Consider the following 18,390-nt stretch of genomic DNA (forward strand, 5'->3'; position numbering starts at 1 on the left):
ATTTATGATATACACAAAGAATGCCCTAGCAGTCTAGGGCAACTTTGAACCGTACAAAACATGAATAATATGTTAGTTACTATTATATTACATGACGACTCAGTTCATTGTAAAGCATTAAACATAAACTTATGAAAACAATCCATAATATAGTATCATTAAAATGATGGAGGGTTTACTATGCAAAAAAAATTAATCTTTTTAGATGTAGACGGTACAATTTATAATCATGACAGTGAAATACCTGAAAGTGCATTAAGAGCAATTAATTTGTTACAAGCTGATGGGCACACTTTAGCAATTGCAAGTGGTAGAGCACCTTTAATGTTACAAAAAGTATTGAAAGATACTGGGATTAAAAATTATGTGGCATTGAACGGTCAGATTGTTCACGTTGATGGAGAAAATATTTATTTAAATCCATTAAATAAAAAAGAACTGTTAGAGTTAGAGCAATTAGCGACAGAAAACAATCATCCGATGGTATTTTTCACTGAAGATAAAATGGTTTCAAATGTTGACTTTCATAATGACATTGAAAAAAGTTTAAATTCTATTAAAATAAAACATCCCCAAAAAGAAGAAGCTATCGTTCAAAATGAACCAATATATCAAGCATTGATGTTCCATGATAAAAAAGATGAAGTCATTTACGATGATAAGTTTGCATCATTTAAATTTTACAGATGGCATGAAGTGAGTCGAGATGTTGTACCAAGTAACGGTTCAAAATTAGAAGGCATAAAAAGGTTCTGTAATCATTTTAACCAAGACATTAAAGATGCAATTGCTGTTGGTGATGGCAATAATGATTTTGAAATGATAGAGGGCATTGGTTATGGTATTGTTATGGGAAATGGTGTTGAAAATTTAAAAGCCATTGCAGATTTAGTGACAGATGATGTTTCTAATGATGGTTTATATAAAGCATTTTTGAAAATAGGATTGATAGGACGTGAGTAATATGAATTTAGAAAGTATTAAACAGGAGATTGTTGAAGAATTCAAAAAAAGAGAAGTGACATTAGAAACTTTGGAGTTTAATAAAAGAGGTCAAGACATCGTGATGAATTATGTATATAGTTCATTAAATGACTGTAATCAAGAAGTACATACAGCACCTCGTAGTAAAGATCCTGTATTTTTAGATATTGCATCTGCTAGAGAAATTATTAAGTTTTTAGATGATAAACAAATACCCTATACAAAACGTAATGATGATTTTATTTAATTCAAACATAAGGCCCTTTCATTTTTGAAAGGGCCTTTTATAATATTATTTTATTTTTGAATTATTATTTTAATTCAATCGCACCTGGTTTAGGTGTGAGTGGGTCTTTTTTATCAATGTGATCATAAAACATAACGCCATTTAAATGGTCTAATTCATGTTGTAAAACGATTGCAGTAAAACCATTAAAACGATGTTTCACTTGTTCGCCATCTGGTGTAAATGCACTAACAGTCACTCTAGCATAACGATGAACTAAGCCAGGAATGTTTTCATCTACACTTAAACACCCTTCACCTTGAGGTAAATATGCCATTTCTACACTATGACTCACAATTTTAGGATTGATTAGTTGATGTGTCACATATGTATCCTTTTGGTCATCATAAAAATGAATGACAAGCATGCGCTTTGAAATATTAATTTGAGGTGCAGCAATGCCGACACCACTTCTTAATTTATATTTAGCAGCCATTTTTTCATCTTGGCTATTTTTAAGAAATTCTAGCATCTCATCGATGGTTTTTTTATCGTCTGCTGAAATTGGAAGTGCCACTTCTTGTGCTTTTTCACGTAACGTTGGATGTCCGTCACGAATAATATCTGTCATTGTTAACATGTATTTACTCCTTTTTATATACGCAAAATTTTAACGTCTAATGATATATCTATTATAGTATATTTGAAAAAAATTTAAAAACAAGCTACCATTGTATAGATATGTTAAGGAGGAAAAGTATGAAAACATTAAAAATCGTTGTGACATTATTACTGAGTTCAAGTTTACTGGCTGCATGTGGACAAGATACAAAACAATTGGAATCATTTTATTCAAAAGTAGCTAAAGCGAATAAGGCAGAGGCACCAATTATTGAGTCAAATAAAAATATGCAAAAGTTGGAACAAGAAAAAATAAAATTATTTAACAAAATTAATAAAGGTAAACTTGAAGTGATTAATAAAGCAGCTAAAGATTTATTAGAGAATACTAAGAAACGTACACATGAAGTGGATGTTGAAGAAAAAGCTATTGCTGAATCTAAAACATTATTTGAATCATCTTTAAAAGAAGCTAAAAAGATTGAAGATAAAACACAAAAGAAAGAAGCAACGGATTTAATTTATAAAGTTGAAGATAAATATCGTAAACACGCTGTCTTAATGACAGGGTATCGAAAAATTATTAAACAAGAAACAGATATCTTTAAATATTTAGAAGGCCAAAATTTAAGCAGTAAAGTAGTTAATGACAAATTGAAAGATTTAGAAAAAACGAAGCAAAAATTTGGGGAACAAACATCAGACTATACAGCAACTTTAAGAGCCATTGAAAAAGAAAAAAAAGACATCGTAAAAATATTAAATGATAAGTAAAATGAAAGCGAATTCTGATATATAACAGAATTCTCTTTTTTATTAGTACAGTTAGTATAACAACTGGAGTTATGCAATATTTTTGTAAAATATTTTTTGTTTAACACTACTACAGATTTGTGATATGATATGTTAGTAGTGTAATACAAAATATCGAAAGGTTTGGTGAAAAAGATGGCTGTTAAGAAAAAAGCCGGATTTGACGCAGTTTCAGTTTTAAATGAAATTGAATCAAAATTTGAAGTAGTTCAAGTATTAGATTTAGATGGAAATGTTGTAAATGAAGATTTAATGCCTGACTTAAGTGATGAGCAATTAGTTGAATTAATGACACGTATGGTATGGACTCGTGTTTTAGATCAACGTTCAGTTGCTTTAAATAGACAAGGACGTTTAGGTTTCTATGCACCTACAGCTGGTCAAGAAGCTTCTCAATTAGCATCAAGCTATGCTTTAGAACAACAAGATTACATCTTACCAGGTTACCGTGATGTACCTCAATTAATCTGGCAAGGTTTACCATTAACAAAAGCATTTTTATGGTCTCGTGGTCATTTTGTTGGTTCACAAATGCCTGAAAATGTTCGTGCATTAGCTCCTCAAATCATCATCGGTGCGCAATATGTACAAACTGCTGGTGTTGCTTTAGGTCTTAAAAAACGTGGAGAGCAAGCTGTAGCAATCACTTATACTGGTGACGGTGGATCATCACAAGGTGACTTCTACGAAGGTATTAACTTTGCATCTGCATTTAAAGCGCCTGCGATTTTTGTTATTCAAAATAATAACTATGCAATTTCTACACCTCGTTCAAAACAAACAGGTGCTAAAACGTTAGCTCAAAAAGCAGTAGCTGTAGGTATTCCAGGTATCGTTGTAGATGGTATGGATGCTTTAGCTGTATACGCTGTAACTAAAGAAGCACGTGATAGAGCAATTGCTGGCGAAGGTCCAACTTTAATTGAAACAATGACTTACCGCTATGGTCCACATACAATGGCTGGGGATGACCCAACACGTTACAGAACTTCAGATGAAGATGCTGAATGGGTTAAAAAAGATCCTTTAGTACGTTTCCGTAAATTCTTAGAAGCAAAAGGATTATGGAATGAAGAAAAAGAAAATGAAATCATTGAAAAAGCTAAAGAAGATATTAAAGCTGCGATTAAAGAAGCAGATGCTACACCTAAACAAACAGTTTCTCAATTAGCTGAGTTAATGTATTCAGGTGAAATGCCTCAAAACTTAAAAGAGCAATATGAAATTTTTAAAGAGAAGGAGTCGAAATAAGTCATGGCACAAATGACAATGATTCAAGCGATTACAAATGCGCTTCAAACAGAACTTAAAAATGACGAAAACGTATTAGTTTTCGGAGAAGACGTTGGTGTCAACGGTGGTGTATTCCGTGCGACTGAAGGACTTCAAAAAGAATTCGGAGAAGACCGTGTATTTGATACACCACTTGCAGAATCAGGTATTGGTGGTTTAGCAGTAGGTTTATCATTAACTGGTTTCCGTCCAGTAATGGAAATTCAATTCTTCGGTTTCGTATTCGAAGTATTTGACTCATTAGCTGCACAATTATCTCGTCAATATTTCCGTTCAGGTGGTACAAAAACTGCGCCTGTAGTAATCCGTTCACCTTTTGGTGGTGGTGTACATACTCCTGAATTACACGCAGATAACTTAGAAGGTTTAGTTGCACAAACACCTGGTTTAAAAGTAGTTATTCCTTCAAATCCATATGATGCAAAAGGTTTATTAATTTCAGCAATTCGTGACAACGATCCAGTTGTTTACTTAGAGCACATGAAATTATACCGTTCATTCCGTGAAGAAGTACCTGAAGAAGAATACACTGTTGAAATTGGTAAAGCTGCAGTGAAACAAGAAGGTACTGACTTATCAATCATTACATATGGTGCAATGGTTCAAGAATCAATGAAAGCTGCTGAGCAATTATCAAAAGATGGTCACTCAGTAGAAGTTATTGACTTACGTACTGTTCAACCATTAGATATCGATACAATCATTGGTTCAGTTGAAAAAACTGGTCGTGTATTAGTTGTTCAAGAAGCTCAAAAACAAGCAGGTATTGGTGCAAACGTTGTTTCTGAAATTTCAGAACGTGCAATTTTAAGTTTAGAAGCACCTATCGGTCGCGTTTCAGCTCCAGATACATGTTATCCATTCACTCAAGCAGAAAATGTTTGGTTACCAAATGTAAACGACATCGTTACTGAAGCTAAAAAAGTATTAGAATTTTAATTGATAAAATGAATAGGGATGCAAATCCCTTTTCTACTATTTAATTTAGGAGGAATTAATTGTGGCATTTGAATTTAAGTTACCAGCCTTAGGTGAAGGTATTTTTGAAGGTGAAATCGTTAAGTGGTTCTTCGCTGCTGGCGACACTGTAAATGAAGATGATGTTTTATGTGAAGTACAAAATGATAAATCTGTAGTTGAGATTCCATCACCTGTTTCAGGTAAAGTATTAGAAGTTGTTGTTGAAGAAGGTACAGTTGCAAACTTAGGAGATGTTATCATCATCATCGATGCGCCTGATGCACCAGCAGATTCGCATGGTGAAGAAGCTAATGAAGAAGCACCAGCTCAAGAATCTAAAGAGGAAGCACCTGCTAAAGAAGAAACTAAAGCAGCTGCACCAGCTCAAAACGTAGAAGTTGACGAAAATCGCCGTGTTATTGCAATGCCTTCAGTACGTAAATTTGCTCGCGACAATGGAGTAAACATTAAAGCTGTTCAAGGCACAGGTAAAAATGGCCGTGTTGTAAGAGCTGACATTGAAGCTTACTTAAATGGTGGTCAAGCTGCACCTGTTGCAGAAGCGAAATCAGAAGCGCCTGCAGAAGCTGCTAAAACAGAAGCTCCTAAAGCACCAATCGCAGCACCAGAAGGCGACTTCCCAGAAACACGTGAAAAAATTCCTGCAATGCGTAAAGCAATTGCTAAAGCAATGGTTAACTCTAAACATACAGCACCTCACGTTACATTAATGGATGAAATTGAAGTGTCTGCATTATGGGATCACCGTAAGAAATTTAAAGATATCGCTGCTGAACAAGGTATTAAGTTAACATTCTTACCTTATGTTGTTAAAGCTTTAGTATCAGCATTAAAAGCATATCCAGCATTAAATACATCATTAGATGATGCAACTGAAGAAGTTGTTCATAAACATTATTACAATATCGGTATTGCTGCTGACACTGAAAGAGGTTTATTAGTACCTGTTGTTAAGCATGCTGACCGTAAATCAATTTTCCAAATTTCAGATGAAATCAACCAATTAGCAGTAAAAGCACGTGATGGTAAACTTACACCTAGCGAAATGAAGGGTGCATCATGTACAATTAGTAATATAGGTTCAGCTGGTGGACAATGGTTTACTCCAGTAATTAACCACCCAGAAGTTGCTATTTTAGGTATTGGCCGTATTGCACAAAAACCAATCGTTAAAGATGGTGAAATCGTTGCAGCACCAGTATTAGCATTATCATTAAGTTTTGACCACCGTCAAATCGATGGCGCAACTGGACAAAATGCTATGAACCATATTAAGCGTTTATTAAATAATCCAGAATTATTATTAATGGAGGGGTAATTTATGGTAGTTGGAGATTTTCCTATTGAAACAGACACTATTGTCGTTGGAGCAGGTCCTGGGGGATATGTAGCAGCAATTCGTGCAGCACAATTAGGACAAAAAGTAACAATCGTTGAAAAAGGATCATTAGGTGGCGTTTGTTTAAACGTTGGTTGTATTCCTTCAAAAGCTTTATTATCAGCTTCTCATAAATATGAGACTGCTAAACATTCTGAAGACTTCGGAATCAAAGCTGAAAATGTAACAGTTGATTTCTCAAAAGTTCAAGAATTCAAAAATGGCGTTGTTCAAAAGTTAACTGGTGGTGTAGGTTCATTATTAAAAGGTAACAAAGTTGAAATCGTTGAAGGCGAAGCTTACTTCGTTGATGCGAACAACTTAAAAGTGATGACTGAAAAATCATCTCAAACTTATACTTTCAAAAATGCAATCATCGCTACAGGTTCTCGTCCAATCGAGATTCCAAACTTCAAATTTAACAAACGTGTTATCGATTCAACAGGTGCTTTAGCTTTAACTGAAATTCCAGAAAGCTTAGTTGTTGTTGGTGGAGGATACATCGGATCTGAATTAGGTACTGCTTACGCTAACTTTGGTACAAAAGTTACTATTTTAGAAGGTGCTAAAGACATTTTAGGTGGATTCGAAAAACAAATGACACAAGTTGTTAAAAAAGGTTTAAAAGCTAAAGGTGTTGAAATCGTTACTCAAGCGATGGCAAAATCTGCTGAAGAATCTGAAACTGGTGTTAAAGTAACTTACGAAGCTAAAGGTGAAACTAAAGTTATTGAAGCAGACTACTGTTTAGTAACTGTTGGTCGTCGTCCAAATACTAATGATATCGGTTTAGAAGAAATCGGTGTTAAATTAACTGATCGTGGTTTAGTTGAAGTAGACGTACAAGGCCGTACTTCAGTTGAAAACATTTTTGCAATCGGTGATATCGTTGCTGGACCTCCATTAGCTCACAAAGCTTCTTATGAAGGTAAAGTTGCTGCAGAAGCAATCGCTGGAGAAGCTGCAGAAGTGGATTACTTAGCAATCCCAGCAGTATGTTTCACAGAGCCTGAATTAGCTACAGTTGGTTATACTGAAGCAATGGCTAAAGAAGAAGGTTTAGATTATAAAGCTTCTAAATTCCCATATGCAGCTAACGGACGTGCATTATCAATCGGTGAAACTGATGGCTTCTTAAAATTAATTACATTAAAAGAAGATGGCTTATTAATCGGTGCTCAAGTTGCTGGTTCTGGAGCATCTGACATTATTGCTGAATTAGGTTTAGCGATTGAAACAGGAATGACAGCTGAAGATATCGCATTAACAATCCATGCTCACCCATCTTTAGGTGAAATTACAATGGAAGCAGCGGAAGTTGCGCTTGGTAACCCAATCCATACTATGTAATTGTTGAGTTATGATTTTAAAAACGCTATTCTTTAATTAGAATAGCGTTTTTTTATGGAGGTAAAATATGTATAGTTATCCTATTGATCCGTCATGGACAAAAGAAGAAATTATTGATGTGGTAAATTTTTTAGCAGCAGTTGAGTCAGCGTATGAGTCAAAAGTAAATACTGAGGATTTGAATGTGTTATATCGTGCATTTAAAAAAGTGGCACCAATGAAATCTGATGAAAATAATATATACAAATCATTTAAACAAGTATCTGGATTTGATGGCTATCCAGTGATTCAAAGATTAAAAAAAGCAAAAGAAAATAATGAAAAATTCATTTCTATGAAATAAAAAATCAAGTTGCCTATTTTTATTAAAAATTTGGAAATTGGATTGAATCATTTCATAAAATTTGATAAATTTAATAATAGTTAAACAAAAAGTTTATTATTATTAAACAATAAAGGTGTGACATTATGGATATCGGTAAGAAGATTAAAGATTTGCGCCGACAAAAGAATTTAACACAAGAAGAATTAGGAGAACGTACAGATTTATCTAAAGGCTACATCTCACAATTAGAGCGTAATTTGTGTTCTCCCTCAATGGAAACGTTCTTTAATATATTAGAAGTTTTAGGTTCTGAGCCGAAAGACTTCTTTAACGAAAAATTATTCGATCAACGTATTTATTATCCTGTTGAAGAACATACCATTTATGATGAATATGATAATGGTTATTTACTCAAATGGCTTGTTCCAGATTCAAATGAATATGATATGGAACCGGTAATTATTACTTTAAAGCCAGGATGTGAGTATAAAAAGTTTGAACCGAGTATGTCAGAAAGCTTTATTTATGTTTTAGAAGGTGTTGCGAGTCTTCGAATTGGTAAAAAAATATATAAAGCCAATGCTTCAGAATCTTTTTATTTTAAAGCGAATGAATCTCATCAACTATTTAATGATACAAAAGAGGACGTACGCGTATTAATCGTTGCGACAGAATCTTATTTATAGGGGGATATTATGAAGAAATCAATTACTTTTGAAAATGTATCAAAATCTTATGGTGATACTCAAGTATTAAATCATATCAATTTTGATATTGAAGAAGGTAAGTTTTACACATTGTTAGGACCATCTGGTTGTGGGAAAACCACAATTTTGAGATTGATTGCAGGTTTTGAAAAACCTACAGAAGGCAACATCATCTTTGATGACAAAGTAATCAATGATATCCCTGCAAATAAAAGACGTGTAAATACTGTATTCCAAGACTATGCTTTATTTCCTCATTTAGATGTTTATGAGAATGTAGCATTTGGTTTACGTATCAAAAAAATGGACAATAAAACAATAAAGCAAAAAGTAACTGATGCATTAAAACTTGTGAAGTTGGAAGGTTTCGAAAAAAGAAACTTAAAAGAAATGTCAGGTGGACAAAGACAACGTGTAGCAATAGCACGTGCAATTGTAAATGAACCTGAAATCATTTTACTAGATGAACCTTTAAGTGCATTAGATTTGAAATTGCGTACAGAAATGCAATATGAATTACGTGAAATACAACAACGTTTAGGCATTACATTTATCTTTGTCACTCATGATCAAGAAGAAGCATTAGCGATGAGTGATTATATTTTTGTCATGAATAAAGGAAGAATTGAACAAAGTGGGACACCACTAGATATTTATGATGAACCTGTGAATCGATATGTTGCTGACTTTATTGGTGAATCTAATATTGTCTCAGGCATTATGAGAGATGATTATGTCGTTGAAATCTATGGCAAACGATATAGCTGTGTTGACAAAGGATTTAAACAAGATGCACAAGTGGATGTTGTGATTCGACCTGAAGATATTGAATTAACGACGGTAGAAAAAGGAAAGATTCCTGCAAAAGTTGATTCACAATTATTTAGAGGGGTGCATTATGAAATTTGTTGTTTTGATGAGAGTGGGAATGAGTGGATTATTCATTCTACGAAACGTGCTGTGATAGGCGAAATGGTCGGATTAACTTTTGATGATGAAGCTATCCACATTATGTTACCAGGTGAAACTGAAGAAGAGTTTGATGCGCGTATCGAGTCGTACGAGGTGTAGCGATGAATAAAGCAAAAAAATACTTTTTAATCCCATATCTCATTTGGATTGTTTTATTTATCATTTTGCCGTTGGTAATGGTATTTTATACAAGTTTTACAGATATCAATGGTCATTTTAGTTTTGAAAACTATAAAACGATCTTATCGACAACATATTTAAAAATGATGTTAAGTTCATTAATTTATGCAACAATCATTACGATTTTATGTTTGATTTTATCGTATCCCATTGCTTTAGTTTTAAGAAGAGCTAAAAACAAACAGTTTTGGTTGTTATTAATCATTTTACCTACTTGGATTAATTTATTATTAAAAACATATGCATTTATCGGTATTTTCAGTAAAGAAGGTACTATTAATGATTTTCTAAATATTTTTAGCATCCCTGATATTCAATTATTATTTACCAATATTGCGTTTATTTTTGTATCTGTTTATATTTATATCCCATTTATGATACTACCGATATTTAACAGTATGGATGAAATTCCAGAAAACTTGTTACAAGCTTCTCGTGATTTAGGTGCCGATGAAATGACGACATTTAGAAAAGTCATTATGCCGCTTTCAATGGAAGGTGTTAAAACAGGTATTCAAGTTACATTTATTCCAGCTTTAAGTTTATTCATGATTACAAGATTAATTGCTGGGAACAAAGTAATTAACTTAGGTACTGCAATAGAAGAACAATTTTTAGTAACACAAAATTATGGTATGGGTTCAACCATTGCTGTATTTTTAATTTTAGCAATGGCACTAGTCATGATTGTTACTAAATCTAAAAATGAAAGTGAGGTAAACAAATGAAATTAAGAGGAAAACTATTTTTATTTGCTGCCTTATTCATTTTATATTTTCCAATCTTTTATTTAATGTTTTATTCATTCAATTCTGCTGGAAATATGAATCACTTTGAACATTTTACGTTAGATCATTATAAATCTGTGTTACAAAATAAACGTTTAATCGTGATCATATTGAATACATTAGCAGTTGCTTTAATCGCTGCTAGTATTTCAACGATTATTGGTATTTGTGGTGCATTAGGTATCCATTATATGCGCAATAAAAAATTAAAAGTAGGACTACTGACATTAAATAATATTTTAATGGTGAGTAGTGATGTCGTTATTGGTTCATCGTTTTTACTATTATTTACGATTATTGGTCATTTCACTGGTATGGGACTTGGCTTTTGGTCTGTGTTGATCAGTCATATTGCATTTAGTGTACCAATTGTTGTATTAATGGTATTACCAAAGTTATATGATATGAACCAATCATTAATTAATGCCAGTTATGATTTAGGTGCATCTACGTGGCAAACCATTTCTAAAGTCATTATTCCACATATTATTCCAGGTGCAATTGCAGGTTATTTTATGGCATTGACATATAGTTTAGACGATTTTACAGTAAGTTTCTTTGTTACAGGGAATGGATTTAGTGTATTAAGTGTAGAAATCTATTCAATGGCAAGAAAAGGAATCTCTATGGAGATTAATGCAATCAGTACGATTTTATTTGTTATAATTATGGCGATTATTTTAGTTTATTATTACTTAAGTAGTGGTAAAGAAAAGAAACGAAAGAGAGTAGGTGCTTAATATGAAAGCTTTAGTACAATTAATCGCCGTATCTCTTATCGTTAGTGTTGGATTATTAATCGCGACAAAATTCATTGATCCACCGCCTAAAGCAGGAAAAGACAATGTTTTATATGTTTACAATTGGGGAGAATACATGGATCCTGCGATAATAAAAAAGTTTGAAAAACAAACGGGCATTCGTGTGATTTATGAAACATTTGATTCAAATGAATCAATGCTTGCAAAAATTAAAAATGGTGGTACACATTATGACGTTGCAGTTCCTAGTGAATATGCAATTCAAAAAATGGCAAAAGATCATTTATTAATCCCAATTGATAAAAAGAAAATTCCTAATCTTAAAAACATCAATCCGGACTTTTTAAATTTACCATTTGATAAAAACAATCAATATTCAATTCCGTATTTTTGGGGGACTGTTGGTATTTTATATAACCCTGCAAATACGAAAGGCATTGATTTTTCGAGTTGGGACAGTTTGTGGGATAAACGTTTAAAAAATAACGTTTTAGTTGTAGATGGTGCACGTGAAGCAATTGGTTTTAGTTTGAACAGCATGCATGAGTCACTAAATGAAACAAACCCAACTAAACTTGCGAAAGCTGAGAAAAAGCTTGAACTGTTAGCACCAAATGTTAAAGGTGTCGTAGCTGATGAAATTAATACAATGATGGTTCAAAAAGAAGCGGATGTTGCTGTCGTATGGAGTGGTATGGGCGCAGATATTATGACTGAAAATGATAAATTAGATTTCGTTGTGCCTAAAGAAGGATCAAACTTATGGTTTGATAATATCGTTATTCCAAAGACCGCACAAAACGTTGAAGGTGCGCATAAATTTATTAATTTTTTACTTGATGCGAAAATTGGTAAGCAAAATACAGAATGGGTTGGTTATGCAACACCTAACCAAAAAAGTTATGCATTATTGGATAAAGAAACAAGAGAAGATGAACGCTTCTATCCAAAAAAAGATGTTCAACAAAAGCTTGAAGTTTATAAAGATTTAGGACCTGAAAACATTGCGAAATACAATGAATTATTCTTAAAATTTAAAATGTCGTTGAAATAATGTTAAACTGTTACTAACACGCATTGAATCTTTAAAGGAGTGACAATATGTCAAGAAATGAATATGTAGAGACAGTAAAGCCTGTGAAACGTACAGCTGAAAAGATTTTCGGGTGGCTAGCATGGTTAATGTTATTAGGTGCAACTATTGCATTATTGTATTTATTGCTCGTTCAAGGTAACACAGAAGGTTTCAAACAAAACTTACAAGATATCTTTACACAAGCAATAAATGATCCTAAAAATGCTGAGTTTAAAGCGCAATTGGACCAAGCTGGGATTTCTGTAACAGAATTAGTCCCAATGATTACACAAGTATTATGGGGCTTTGTAATTTATACGATTGTGCCTTTAATTTTTGGTTTATTAGGTTTATTCACAATGAAGAAACGTATTTTATCAGGAATTTTGTTATTAATTGCTGGTTTATTAACAACACCATTATTTTTCACTTTTGTATTGGCGTTAGTACCATTATTTTTCTTTATCGCAGCCATTTTAATGTTTGCTAGAAAAAATAAAGTGATTCAATCTCAAAATTATTATGAACCAAAACAAAGTCATACATATGATAACAATCGTCATGCAGCACCTTATGTTGATCGTGACGATAACATTGAAAGATCTCGTTATCAAGAGGATACTAATCATGTGACGCGTGAAAATACAGTTAATGATGAGTCACGTCGATCATCTGAATATGTTTATGATGCTGATCATAAATCACCATCAAATTATGATTACCATGATCATGAACGCGAAACGGTTTATGAAAGCAAAAATGGTTTTGAACATGATTACAATGAAAGCCAAGATCATAAAAAAGATATCAATGCGATGGATGAAAGAAGAGAAAATTACAATAATCGCATGAATAATAAAGACCAATAAAAAAAGCCCTTTTGGGCTTTTTTTATTGGTGTAAAGGTAGTAATTTAAAAAATACATTTTCAATTTCTTTAAGAAACGCTTCATCAGATTTAAAAATGTCATGGTCAGGTGTATAGATTTTACCAAACAATAATTCACCTTTTTTAACATCAACTAAACGTTTTAGTTTTTCATTAATGGCTTTATTACTTAAATCTTTAATGTAATCAAATGATTCATTCATATGATCGCCTTTGATAATAAAGTCATCTCCAAGCGATTTAATAACATGTAATTGTTTTTTCCACTTTTTATACATCACAGGCTTCAATTCTGACTCATAAATAATTCCATACAATACAAACATATGACTATTAAATAAGCCGATTTGAAAATGAGGTAACATTTTATATCCACGTTTATTTGTCGCAAAAGCCACCCATGTATCTTTAGGTGGATTTGTTTTTCTACGAAGATGCTTTGCGACATGTGGGTAAAATTGTTCGTCGGTATGTTGTGTTAAATATTCACTAAAGTAAGTACCCATTGCCTCAAGTTTAGGTCGAGTCGTCTCTATTAATGCTTTCATTCTTGGTTCTAAGCCTTCAACAGTAAATACATCAAAATCTTGTTGTGTTAAATGATATTGATTCATTTTATCCCTCAAATCTCTTATTATTTTATTTAATTATGTTGAAAATGAAATAGAAATACAAGTAATTGAATCATGAAGTGTATCAATTCTTTTTATAAAAAGACTCATGTATAATATGTTGTAATAGGAGGCATATTATGGACGAATATTTATTTTTATTAAACATTATAAAAGAAGCTGGTCATAAAATACGTCAAGATATTAATAAACCGTTAAATATTAACGCAAAAAGCAATCCAAATGATTTAGTAACGAATATGGATAAATCGACAGAACTATTTTTAACAGAAAATATTTTAAGACAATACCCTGATCACAAAATTATTGGTGAAGAAGGGCAAGGAAAGTATTTATCTTCATTAGATGGTACTGTTTGGATTATAGATCCAATAGATGGCACTTTAAACTTCATTCATCAGAAATCAAATTTTGCAATTTCAATTGGTATTTTTAAAGATGGACATCCATATGCTGGCGCAATTTATGATGTGATGAACAATAACTTATATCACGTTAAAGTTGGTGAAGAAGCTTATATAAATGAAACAATGATACCACCATTAAATGATACACAATTAAGTGAATCAATTATTTCTTGCAATCCTAATTGGTTAGTTAAACCTGTCATCAAAGAAATTTACCAAGATATTATTCTTGACTCTAGAAGTGCAAGAAGTTATGGATCTGCAGCACTCGATTTTATGTATGTTGCATTAGGTAAAACTGATGCCTATCTTACTTTAAGACTACATCCGTGGGATTATGCTGCTGGATTAATGATTGTTGAAGCGGTAGGTGGTATTGTAACGAACCAACTGAATGAATCATTAAACCCTTTATATGCGAATTCTATTTTAGTTGCGAATAAAGCATTACATCATGAAATCATAACGAAATATTTAAATAAACATCAAGATACGCTACAAAAGATTCATACAGAAAGGTTTTCTAAAGGATAAATATAATGTGAACCCTTTTTATGCCCTTGCTTAATTAAATATTGATTCGATAAAGTAATCAGTTGGCGTCTTGTAAATAATCCATTACTAAATTTAAGTAAATGAGCGCTAGTAATTTTCTTGTCTGGATAAAGTAGGCGAAATTCCTCTACAATTTTTAAGAATACGGGCTGAATATGAGATATTTGTTTACATGAATTACAATAAATTAATTGTGCATGTTTTTGCATCGTATCTATCGATTGACAATGTGGACACCTTGCGCCCATTTTTAAATGTTTTAAATCATAGTTTGCTTGATAGTTTAAGCATTGAATTTGTTTGATTACATTATTTTGTTGTAGTTTAGAAGATTGCAAAGTAATTAAAGAAGAATCATTACTTCGTTGTGATATGTGATTACTTAACCATTGTTTAAAATCTTGAAACCTTATGATTTGAGGATGGGAAATGGTTTCAGCAATTAATACAGGTTGTATGTTATAAGGTTTCCCGACAATATAACTAAACAATTGACAGAGCTGATGCATTTGTATCAAGATCATATTTAGGATAGGTAAATCATGTGTTGTTACAATTTTTAATAAATAAATTTGGTTTGAATGTAACAAAATACAATTAACATAGTAGTCATTATAAGCATCATGATAATGGAATGACCATAAGACATGATCTTGTGGACATGACCTTACGATTTCATGTAATGATTGCTCAAATTGATGGATGTACTGTAGTTTGTGGAAATGTATTAAGTCTTCTTTATTGAAGTGTATTCTTTGAAATAAAGCATTTAAATAATTTAGTTGTGAATTCATCAAAATCCCTCCTCATTGGCAACATATAGGAATGTTTGAATTTTAGCAAAAACCAAAATTTAATATAAAACATAAAAAATCACTTCAAAATTTAATTTTGAAGTGATTTATTTCAATATCTGATTATGTATTAAAGGTTTTTATGAATCTTTGTAATTAAAGCCACCCATTTTCACGATATTTTTTCTTTAAAGTAAATCCGATACCAAATGTAGCTATAAATAATAAAATAGATACAACCATTAATAAATAGTTAACTTCTGCTAAACCGATACTAAATAATATAAGCATACATACAGCAAAAACGGCTAGTATAAAGAAAATTGATTTATTTTTTTTCACATTCCTCACCACTTTACAATTATTTAAGATAAATTAACACATTAATTTACGTAATATATGATATAATATCACAGTTAGTAAATAATATGTACTGGAAATAAGAAAGGAAATTTTATGACAAACTTAAGAGAAAATGTAAGAAATATCGCGATCATCGCCCACGTTGACCACGGTAAAACAACGTTAGTAGATGAATTATTAAAGCAATCGGGAATCTTCAGAGAAAATGAACACGTAGATGAGCGTGCGATGGATTCGAATGATTTAGAAAAAGAGCGCGGTATCACAATTCTAGCTAAAAACACAGCGATTGATTATAAAGAAACACGCATTAACATTTTAGATACGCCTGGACATGCCGATTTCGGTGGTGAAGTAGAACGTATCATGAAAATGGTTGATGGTGTTGTTTTAGTAGTAGATGCTTACGAAGGTACGATGCCACAAACACGTTTCGTATTGAAAAAAGCTTTAGAACAAAACTTAAAACCGGTTGTTGTTGTAAACAAAATTGATAAACCTTCTGCGAGACCAGAAGAAGTTTTAGATGAAGTTTATGATTTATTTATTGAATTAGATGCTAATGAAGAACAATTAGATTTCCCAGTTGTTTATGCGAGTGCAATCAATGGTACTGCAAGTTTAGATGCGTCTCAACAAGATGAGAACATGCAATGTTTATACGAAACAATTATTGAATATGTACCAGCTCCGGTTGATAATCGTGATGAGCCATTACAATTCCAAGTCGCATTATTAGATTATAATGATTATGTTGGACGTATTGGTATTGGTCGTGTGTTCCGTGGCACAATGGAAGTAGGTCAACAAGTTTCTTTAATTAAAATTGACGGTACAGTTAAAAATTTCCGTGTAACGAAAATCTTTGGTTTCTTTGGTTTAAGCCGTGTTGAAATCGAAAAAGCATACCCTGGTGATTTAATTGCCGTTTCAGGAATGGAAGATATCAACGTTGGTGAAACTGTAACACCAACTGATGTTCAAGAAGCATTACCTGTCTTAAGAATTGATGAACCAACATTACAAATGACATTCTCTGTTAATAATTCACCATTTGCAGGTAAAGAGGGTAAATTCGTAACAGCGCGTAAAATTCAAGAAAGATTAGAAGCGCAATTGGAAACAGACGTTTCATTACGTGTTGAACCAATTGGTCCTGATGCTTGGACAGTTTCTGGTCGTGGTGAATTACATTTATCTATTTTAATTGAAAATATGAGACGTGAAGGATTTGAATTACAAGTTTCTAAACCTCAAGTAATTATTCGTGAAATTGATGGTGTGAAATGTGAGCCATATGAACGTGTACAAATTGATGTACCAGAAGAATATACAGGTGCTATCATTGAATCTTTAGGAACACGTAAAGGTGAAATGTTGGATATGCAAAATACTGGTAATGGACAAACACGTTTAGTGTTTATCGTGCCAGCTCGTGGATTAATTGGATATTCTACTGAATTTATGTCAATGACACGTGGTTACGGTATCATTAACCACACATTTGATGAGTATCGTCCAGCTTTAAAAGGACGTTTAGGTGGCCGTCGTAACGGTGTGTTAGTTTCAATTGATAAAGGTGTTGCAAGTACTTACGCAATCTTAGCATTAGAAGACCGTGGAACAAACTTCATGGAACCTGGTACAGAAGTTTATGAAGGTATGATCGTTGGTGAAAACTCACGTGAAAATGACTTAACGGTAAATATTACTAAAGTTAAAGCAGCAAATAATATCCGTTCTGCGACTAAAGAACAAACTACAACAATGAAAAAACCTAGAATCTTAACATTAGAAGAAGCGTTAGAATATATTAATGACGATGAATTAGTTGAAGTAACGCCAGAATCAATTCGTTTAAGAAAGAAAACATTAGATAAAGCAATGCGTGAACGTGAACAAAAGAAATTAAAACAAGCAATGCAAGAAGAGGAATAATATGAATTTAATATTGTTAATGTCTAAAGGTGTCAGTGTAAATCCAAGTGAACGATTATCATTTTTACCAAAGTTGTTTCAAGTGGACAAACACCCTGAAACAGGCATGTGGTTTTTATTCATTGCAATATTCATCTTAAGTGCAATTGTATATAATTTAGGGTTTGCAAGAAAACTTAAATTATGGCAAAACGTGATTATTTATATCATGTTATTTATCGGATGTATTTTACTTACATTTTTAGCGGTATTTTTACCGGTCGGTGAAAGTTTAATCATCGCTGCAATTGTACTTGGTTTGTATAGATATCGTTTGCATAGAGAAAGAAATTAAAATAAGCACCGAATCATTGTGATT

Annotated in this window: 21 protein-coding genes; 17 read left to right on the forward strand and 4 right to left on the reverse strand. The window is 32.4% G+C overall.

The features are described 5' to 3' along the window. The first annotated feature begins 180 nt into the window (after positions 1 to 180). Positions 181 to 963: a Cof-type HAD-IIB family hydrolase gene (locus ER639_RS00600; protein ID WP_129063810.1), complete on the forward strand. Its 783-nt coding sequence runs from the start codon at positions 181 to 183 to the stop codon at positions 961 to 963. Position 964: 1 nt separating this feature from the next. Next, a complete protein-coding gene (locus ER639_RS00605; RefSeq protein ID WP_129063811.1) occupies positions 965 to 1,231 on the forward strand; it encodes a hypothetical protein in 267 nt (88 codons plus the stop codon). A 64-nt stretch (positions 1,232 to 1,295) separates the two neighbouring features. Here the strand turns inward: ER639_RS00605 and def are convergent, their stop codons facing one another. After that, a complete protein-coding gene (gene def, locus ER639_RS00610; RefSeq protein ID WP_129063812.1) occupies positions 1,296 to 1,850 on the reverse strand; it encodes a peptide deformylase in 555 nt (184 codons plus the stop codon). Between the two features lie 119 nt (positions 1,851 to 1,969). On the opposite strand from def, the gene ER639_RS00615 reads away from it, so the two are divergent. From ER639_RS00615 to ER639_RS00670, 12 genes are all read left to right on the forward strand, one after another. Beyond that, positions 1,970 to 2,605 (forward strand): YkyA family protein, encoded by a 636-nt coding sequence (locus tag ER639_RS00615; RefSeq protein WP_164993310.1) that lies wholly within the window; start codon positions 1,970 to 1,972, stop codon positions 2,603 to 2,605. Positions 2,606 to 2,779: 174 nt separating this feature from the next. Further along, complete coding sequence (pdhA, locus tag ER639_RS00620; protein ID WP_129063814.1) at positions 2,780 to 3,895, forward strand: pyruvate dehydrogenase (acetyl-transferring) E1 component subunit alpha; 1,116 nt, start codon at positions 2,780 to 2,782, stop codon at positions 3,893 to 3,895. 3 nt (positions 3,896 to 3,898) lie between these two features. Then, positions 3,899 to 4,876, forward strand: a complete 978-nt coding sequence (locus tag ER639_RS00625) for an alpha-ketoacid dehydrogenase subunit beta (RefSeq protein WP_129063815.1) — start codon at positions 3,899 to 3,901, stop codon at positions 4,874 to 4,876. Between the two features lie 61 nt (positions 4,877 to 4,937). Further along, positions 4,938 to 6,236 (forward strand): dihydrolipoamide acetyltransferase family protein, encoded by a 1,299-nt coding sequence (locus ER639_RS00630; RefSeq protein WP_129063816.1) that lies wholly within the window; start codon positions 4,938 to 4,940, stop codon positions 6,234 to 6,236. 3 nt (positions 6,237 to 6,239) lie between these two features. Continuing rightward, a complete protein-coding gene (lpdA, locus tag ER639_RS00635; RefSeq protein WP_129063817.1) occupies positions 6,240 to 7,646 on the forward strand; it encodes a dihydrolipoyl dehydrogenase in 1,407 nt (468 codons plus the stop codon). Between the two features lie 67 nt (positions 7,647 to 7,713). Further along, positions 7,714 to 7,989 carry a UPF0223 family protein gene (locus ER639_RS00640; protein WP_129063818.1) on the forward strand — a complete coding sequence of 92 codons (276 nt, stop codon included), beginning with the start codon at positions 7,714 to 7,716 and terminating at the stop codon, positions 7,987 to 7,989. 125 nt (positions 7,990 to 8,114) lie between these two features. Next, positions 8,115 to 8,657: a helix-turn-helix domain-containing protein gene (locus ER639_RS00645; protein ID WP_129063819.1), complete on the forward strand. Its 543-nt coding sequence runs from the start codon at positions 8,115 to 8,117 to the stop codon at positions 8,655 to 8,657. Between the two features lie 9 nt (positions 8,658 to 8,666). Further along, a complete protein-coding gene (locus tag ER639_RS00650) occupies positions 8,667 to 9,749 on the forward strand; it encodes an ABC transporter ATP-binding protein (protein ID WP_129063820.1) in 1,083 nt (360 codons plus the stop codon). Between the two features lie 2 nt (positions 9,750 to 9,751). Beyond that, on the forward strand, positions 9,752 to 10,558 hold the full coding sequence (locus ER639_RS00655) for an ABC transporter permease (protein WP_129063821.1): 807 nt from the start codon (positions 9,752 to 9,754) through the stop codon (positions 10,556 to 10,558). Continuing rightward, on the forward strand, positions 10,555 to 11,358 hold the full coding sequence (locus tag ER639_RS00660; protein ID WP_129063822.1) for an ABC transporter permease: 804 nt from the start codon (positions 10,555 to 10,557) through the stop codon (positions 11,356 to 11,358). Before ER639_RS00655 ends, ER639_RS00660 begins: the two co-directional genes overlap by 4 nt. Before the next feature lies 1 nt (position 11,359). Next, positions 11,360 to 12,433: an ABC transporter substrate-binding protein gene (locus ER639_RS00665; RefSeq protein ID WP_129063823.1), complete on the forward strand. Its 1,074-nt coding sequence runs from the start codon at positions 11,360 to 11,362 to the stop codon at positions 12,431 to 12,433. Positions 12,434 to 12,480: 47 nt separating this feature from the next. Continuing rightward, the gene (locus tag ER639_RS00670; RefSeq protein ID WP_129063824.1) at positions 12,481 to 13,323 is read left to right on the forward strand and encodes a DUF4064 domain-containing protein; all 843 of its coding nucleotides are present in this window, start codon (positions 12,481 to 12,483) and stop codon (positions 13,321 to 13,323) included. Positions 13,324 to 13,345: 22 nt separating this feature from the next. Here ER639_RS00670 and ER639_RS00675 read toward each other — a convergent pair whose 3' ends face one another. Beyond that, positions 13,346 to 13,957: a YktB family protein gene (locus ER639_RS00675; RefSeq protein ID WP_129063825.1), complete on the reverse strand. Its 612-nt coding sequence runs from the start codon at positions 13,955 to 13,957 to the stop codon at positions 13,346 to 13,348. A gap of 137 nt (positions 13,958 to 14,094) precedes the next feature. Between ER639_RS00675 and ER639_RS00680 the strand changes: the two genes are divergently transcribed. Next, positions 14,095 to 14,916, forward strand: coding sequence for an inositol monophosphatase family protein (locus ER639_RS00680; protein ID WP_129063826.1), 822 nt, complete (start codon positions 14,095 to 14,097; stop codon positions 14,914 to 14,916). Here ER639_RS00680 and ER639_RS00685 read toward each other — a convergent pair. After that, a complete protein-coding gene (locus ER639_RS00685) occupies positions 14,889 to 15,731 on the reverse strand; it encodes a hypothetical protein (RefSeq protein ID WP_129063827.1) in 843 nt (280 codons plus the stop codon). The genes ER639_RS00680 and ER639_RS00685 overlap by 28 nt on opposite strands. A 156-nt stretch (positions 15,732 to 15,887) precedes the next feature. Continuing rightward, positions 15,888 to 16,073: a DUF5325 family protein gene (locus ER639_RS00690; protein ID WP_129063828.1), complete on the reverse strand. Its 186-nt coding sequence runs from the start codon at positions 16,071 to 16,073 to the stop codon at positions 15,888 to 15,890. 114 nt (positions 16,074 to 16,187) lie between these two features. Here ER639_RS00690 and typA point away from each other — a divergent pair, with 114 nt between their 5' ends. Both typA and ER639_RS00700 read left to right on the forward strand, forming a co-directional pair. Then, positions 16,188 to 18,032 carry a translational GTPase TypA gene (gene typA / locus ER639_RS00695; protein WP_129063829.1) on the forward strand — a complete coding sequence of 615 codons (1,845 nt, stop codon included), beginning with the start codon at positions 16,188 to 16,190 and terminating at the stop codon, positions 18,030 to 18,032. 1 nt (position 18,033) lies between these two features. Beyond that, the gene (locus ER639_RS00700; protein WP_129063830.1) at positions 18,034 to 18,366 is read left to right on the forward strand and encodes a YlaH-like family protein; all 333 of its coding nucleotides are present in this window, start codon (positions 18,034 to 18,036) and stop codon (positions 18,364 to 18,366) included. Positions 18,367 to 18,390 lie beyond the last annotated feature (24 nt).

It is taken from the genome of Macrococcus sp. DPC7161, from assembly GCF_004117835.1.
In the GTDB taxonomy this organism is placed as follows: Bacteria; Bacillota; Bacilli; order Staphylococcales; family Staphylococcaceae; genus SDSC01.

Bases quoted from the DNA above. Each gene is read 5' to 3' on its own strand.
- pdhA (WP_129063814.1), top strand. From the start codon at position 2,780: ATGGCTGTTAAGAAAAAAGCCGGATTTGACGCAGTTTCAGTTTTAAAT.
- ER639_RS00640 (WP_129063818.1), top strand. From the start codon at position 7,714: ATGTATAGTTATCCTATTGATCCGTCATGGACAAAAGAAGAAATTATT.
- ER639_RS00670 (WP_129063824.1), top strand. From the start codon at position 12,481: ATGTCAAGAAATGAATATGTAGAGACAGTAAAGCCTGTGAAACGTACA.
- ER639_RS00675 (WP_129063825.1), bottom strand. From the start codon at position 13,957: ATGAATCAATATCATTTAACACAACAAGATTTTGATGTATTTACTGTT.
- ER639_RS00655 (WP_129063821.1), top strand. From the start codon at position 9,752: ATGAATAAAGCAAAAAAATACTTTTTAATCCCATATCTCATTTGGATT.
- ER639_RS00665 (WP_129063823.1), top strand. From the start codon at position 11,360: ATGAAAGCTTTAGTACAATTAATCGCCGTATCTCTTATCGTTAGTGTT.
- typA (WP_129063829.1), top strand. From the start codon at position 16,188: ATGACAAACTTAAGAGAAAATGTAAGAAATATCGCGATCATCGCCCAC.
- ER639_RS00700 (WP_129063830.1), top strand. From the start codon at position 18,034: ATGAATTTAATATTGTTAATGTCTAAAGGTGTCAGTGTAAATCCAAGT.
- ER639_RS00660 (WP_129063822.1), top strand. From the start codon at position 10,555: ATGAAATTAAGAGGAAAACTATTTTTATTTGCTGCCTTATTCATTTTA.
- ER639_RS00615 (WP_164993310.1), top strand. From the start codon at position 1,970: ATGAAAACATTAAAAATCGTTGTGACATTATTACTGAGTTCAAGTTTA.
- ER639_RS00680 (WP_129063826.1), top strand. From the start codon at position 14,095: ATGGACGAATATTTATTTTTATTAAACATTATAAAAGAAGCTGGTCAT.
- ER639_RS00625 (WP_129063815.1), top strand. From the start codon at position 3,899: ATGGCACAAATGACAATGATTCAAGCGATTACAAATGCGCTTCAAACA.
- ER639_RS00605 (WP_129063811.1), top strand. From the start codon at position 965: ATGAATTTAGAAAGTATTAAACAGGAGATTGTTGAAGAATTCAAAAAA.
- lpdA (WP_129063817.1), top strand. From the start codon at position 6,240: ATGGTAGTTGGAGATTTTCCTATTGAAACAGACACTATTGTCGTTGGA.
- def (WP_129063812.1), bottom strand. From the start codon at position 1,850: ATGTTAACAATGACAGATATTATTCGTGACGGACATCCAACGTTACGT.
- ER639_RS00645 (WP_129063819.1), top strand. From the start codon at position 8,115: ATGGATATCGGTAAGAAGATTAAAGATTTGCGCCGACAAAAGAATTTA.
- ER639_RS00685 (WP_129063827.1), bottom strand. From the start codon at position 15,731: ATGAATTCACAACTAAATTATTTAAATGCTTTATTTCAAAGAATACAC.
- ER639_RS00600 (WP_129063810.1), top strand. From the start codon at position 181: ATGCAAAAAAAATTAATCTTTTTAGATGTAGACGGTACAATTTATAAT.
- ER639_RS00650 (WP_129063820.1), top strand. From the start codon at position 8,667: ATGAAGAAATCAATTACTTTTGAAAATGTATCAAAATCTTATGGTGAT.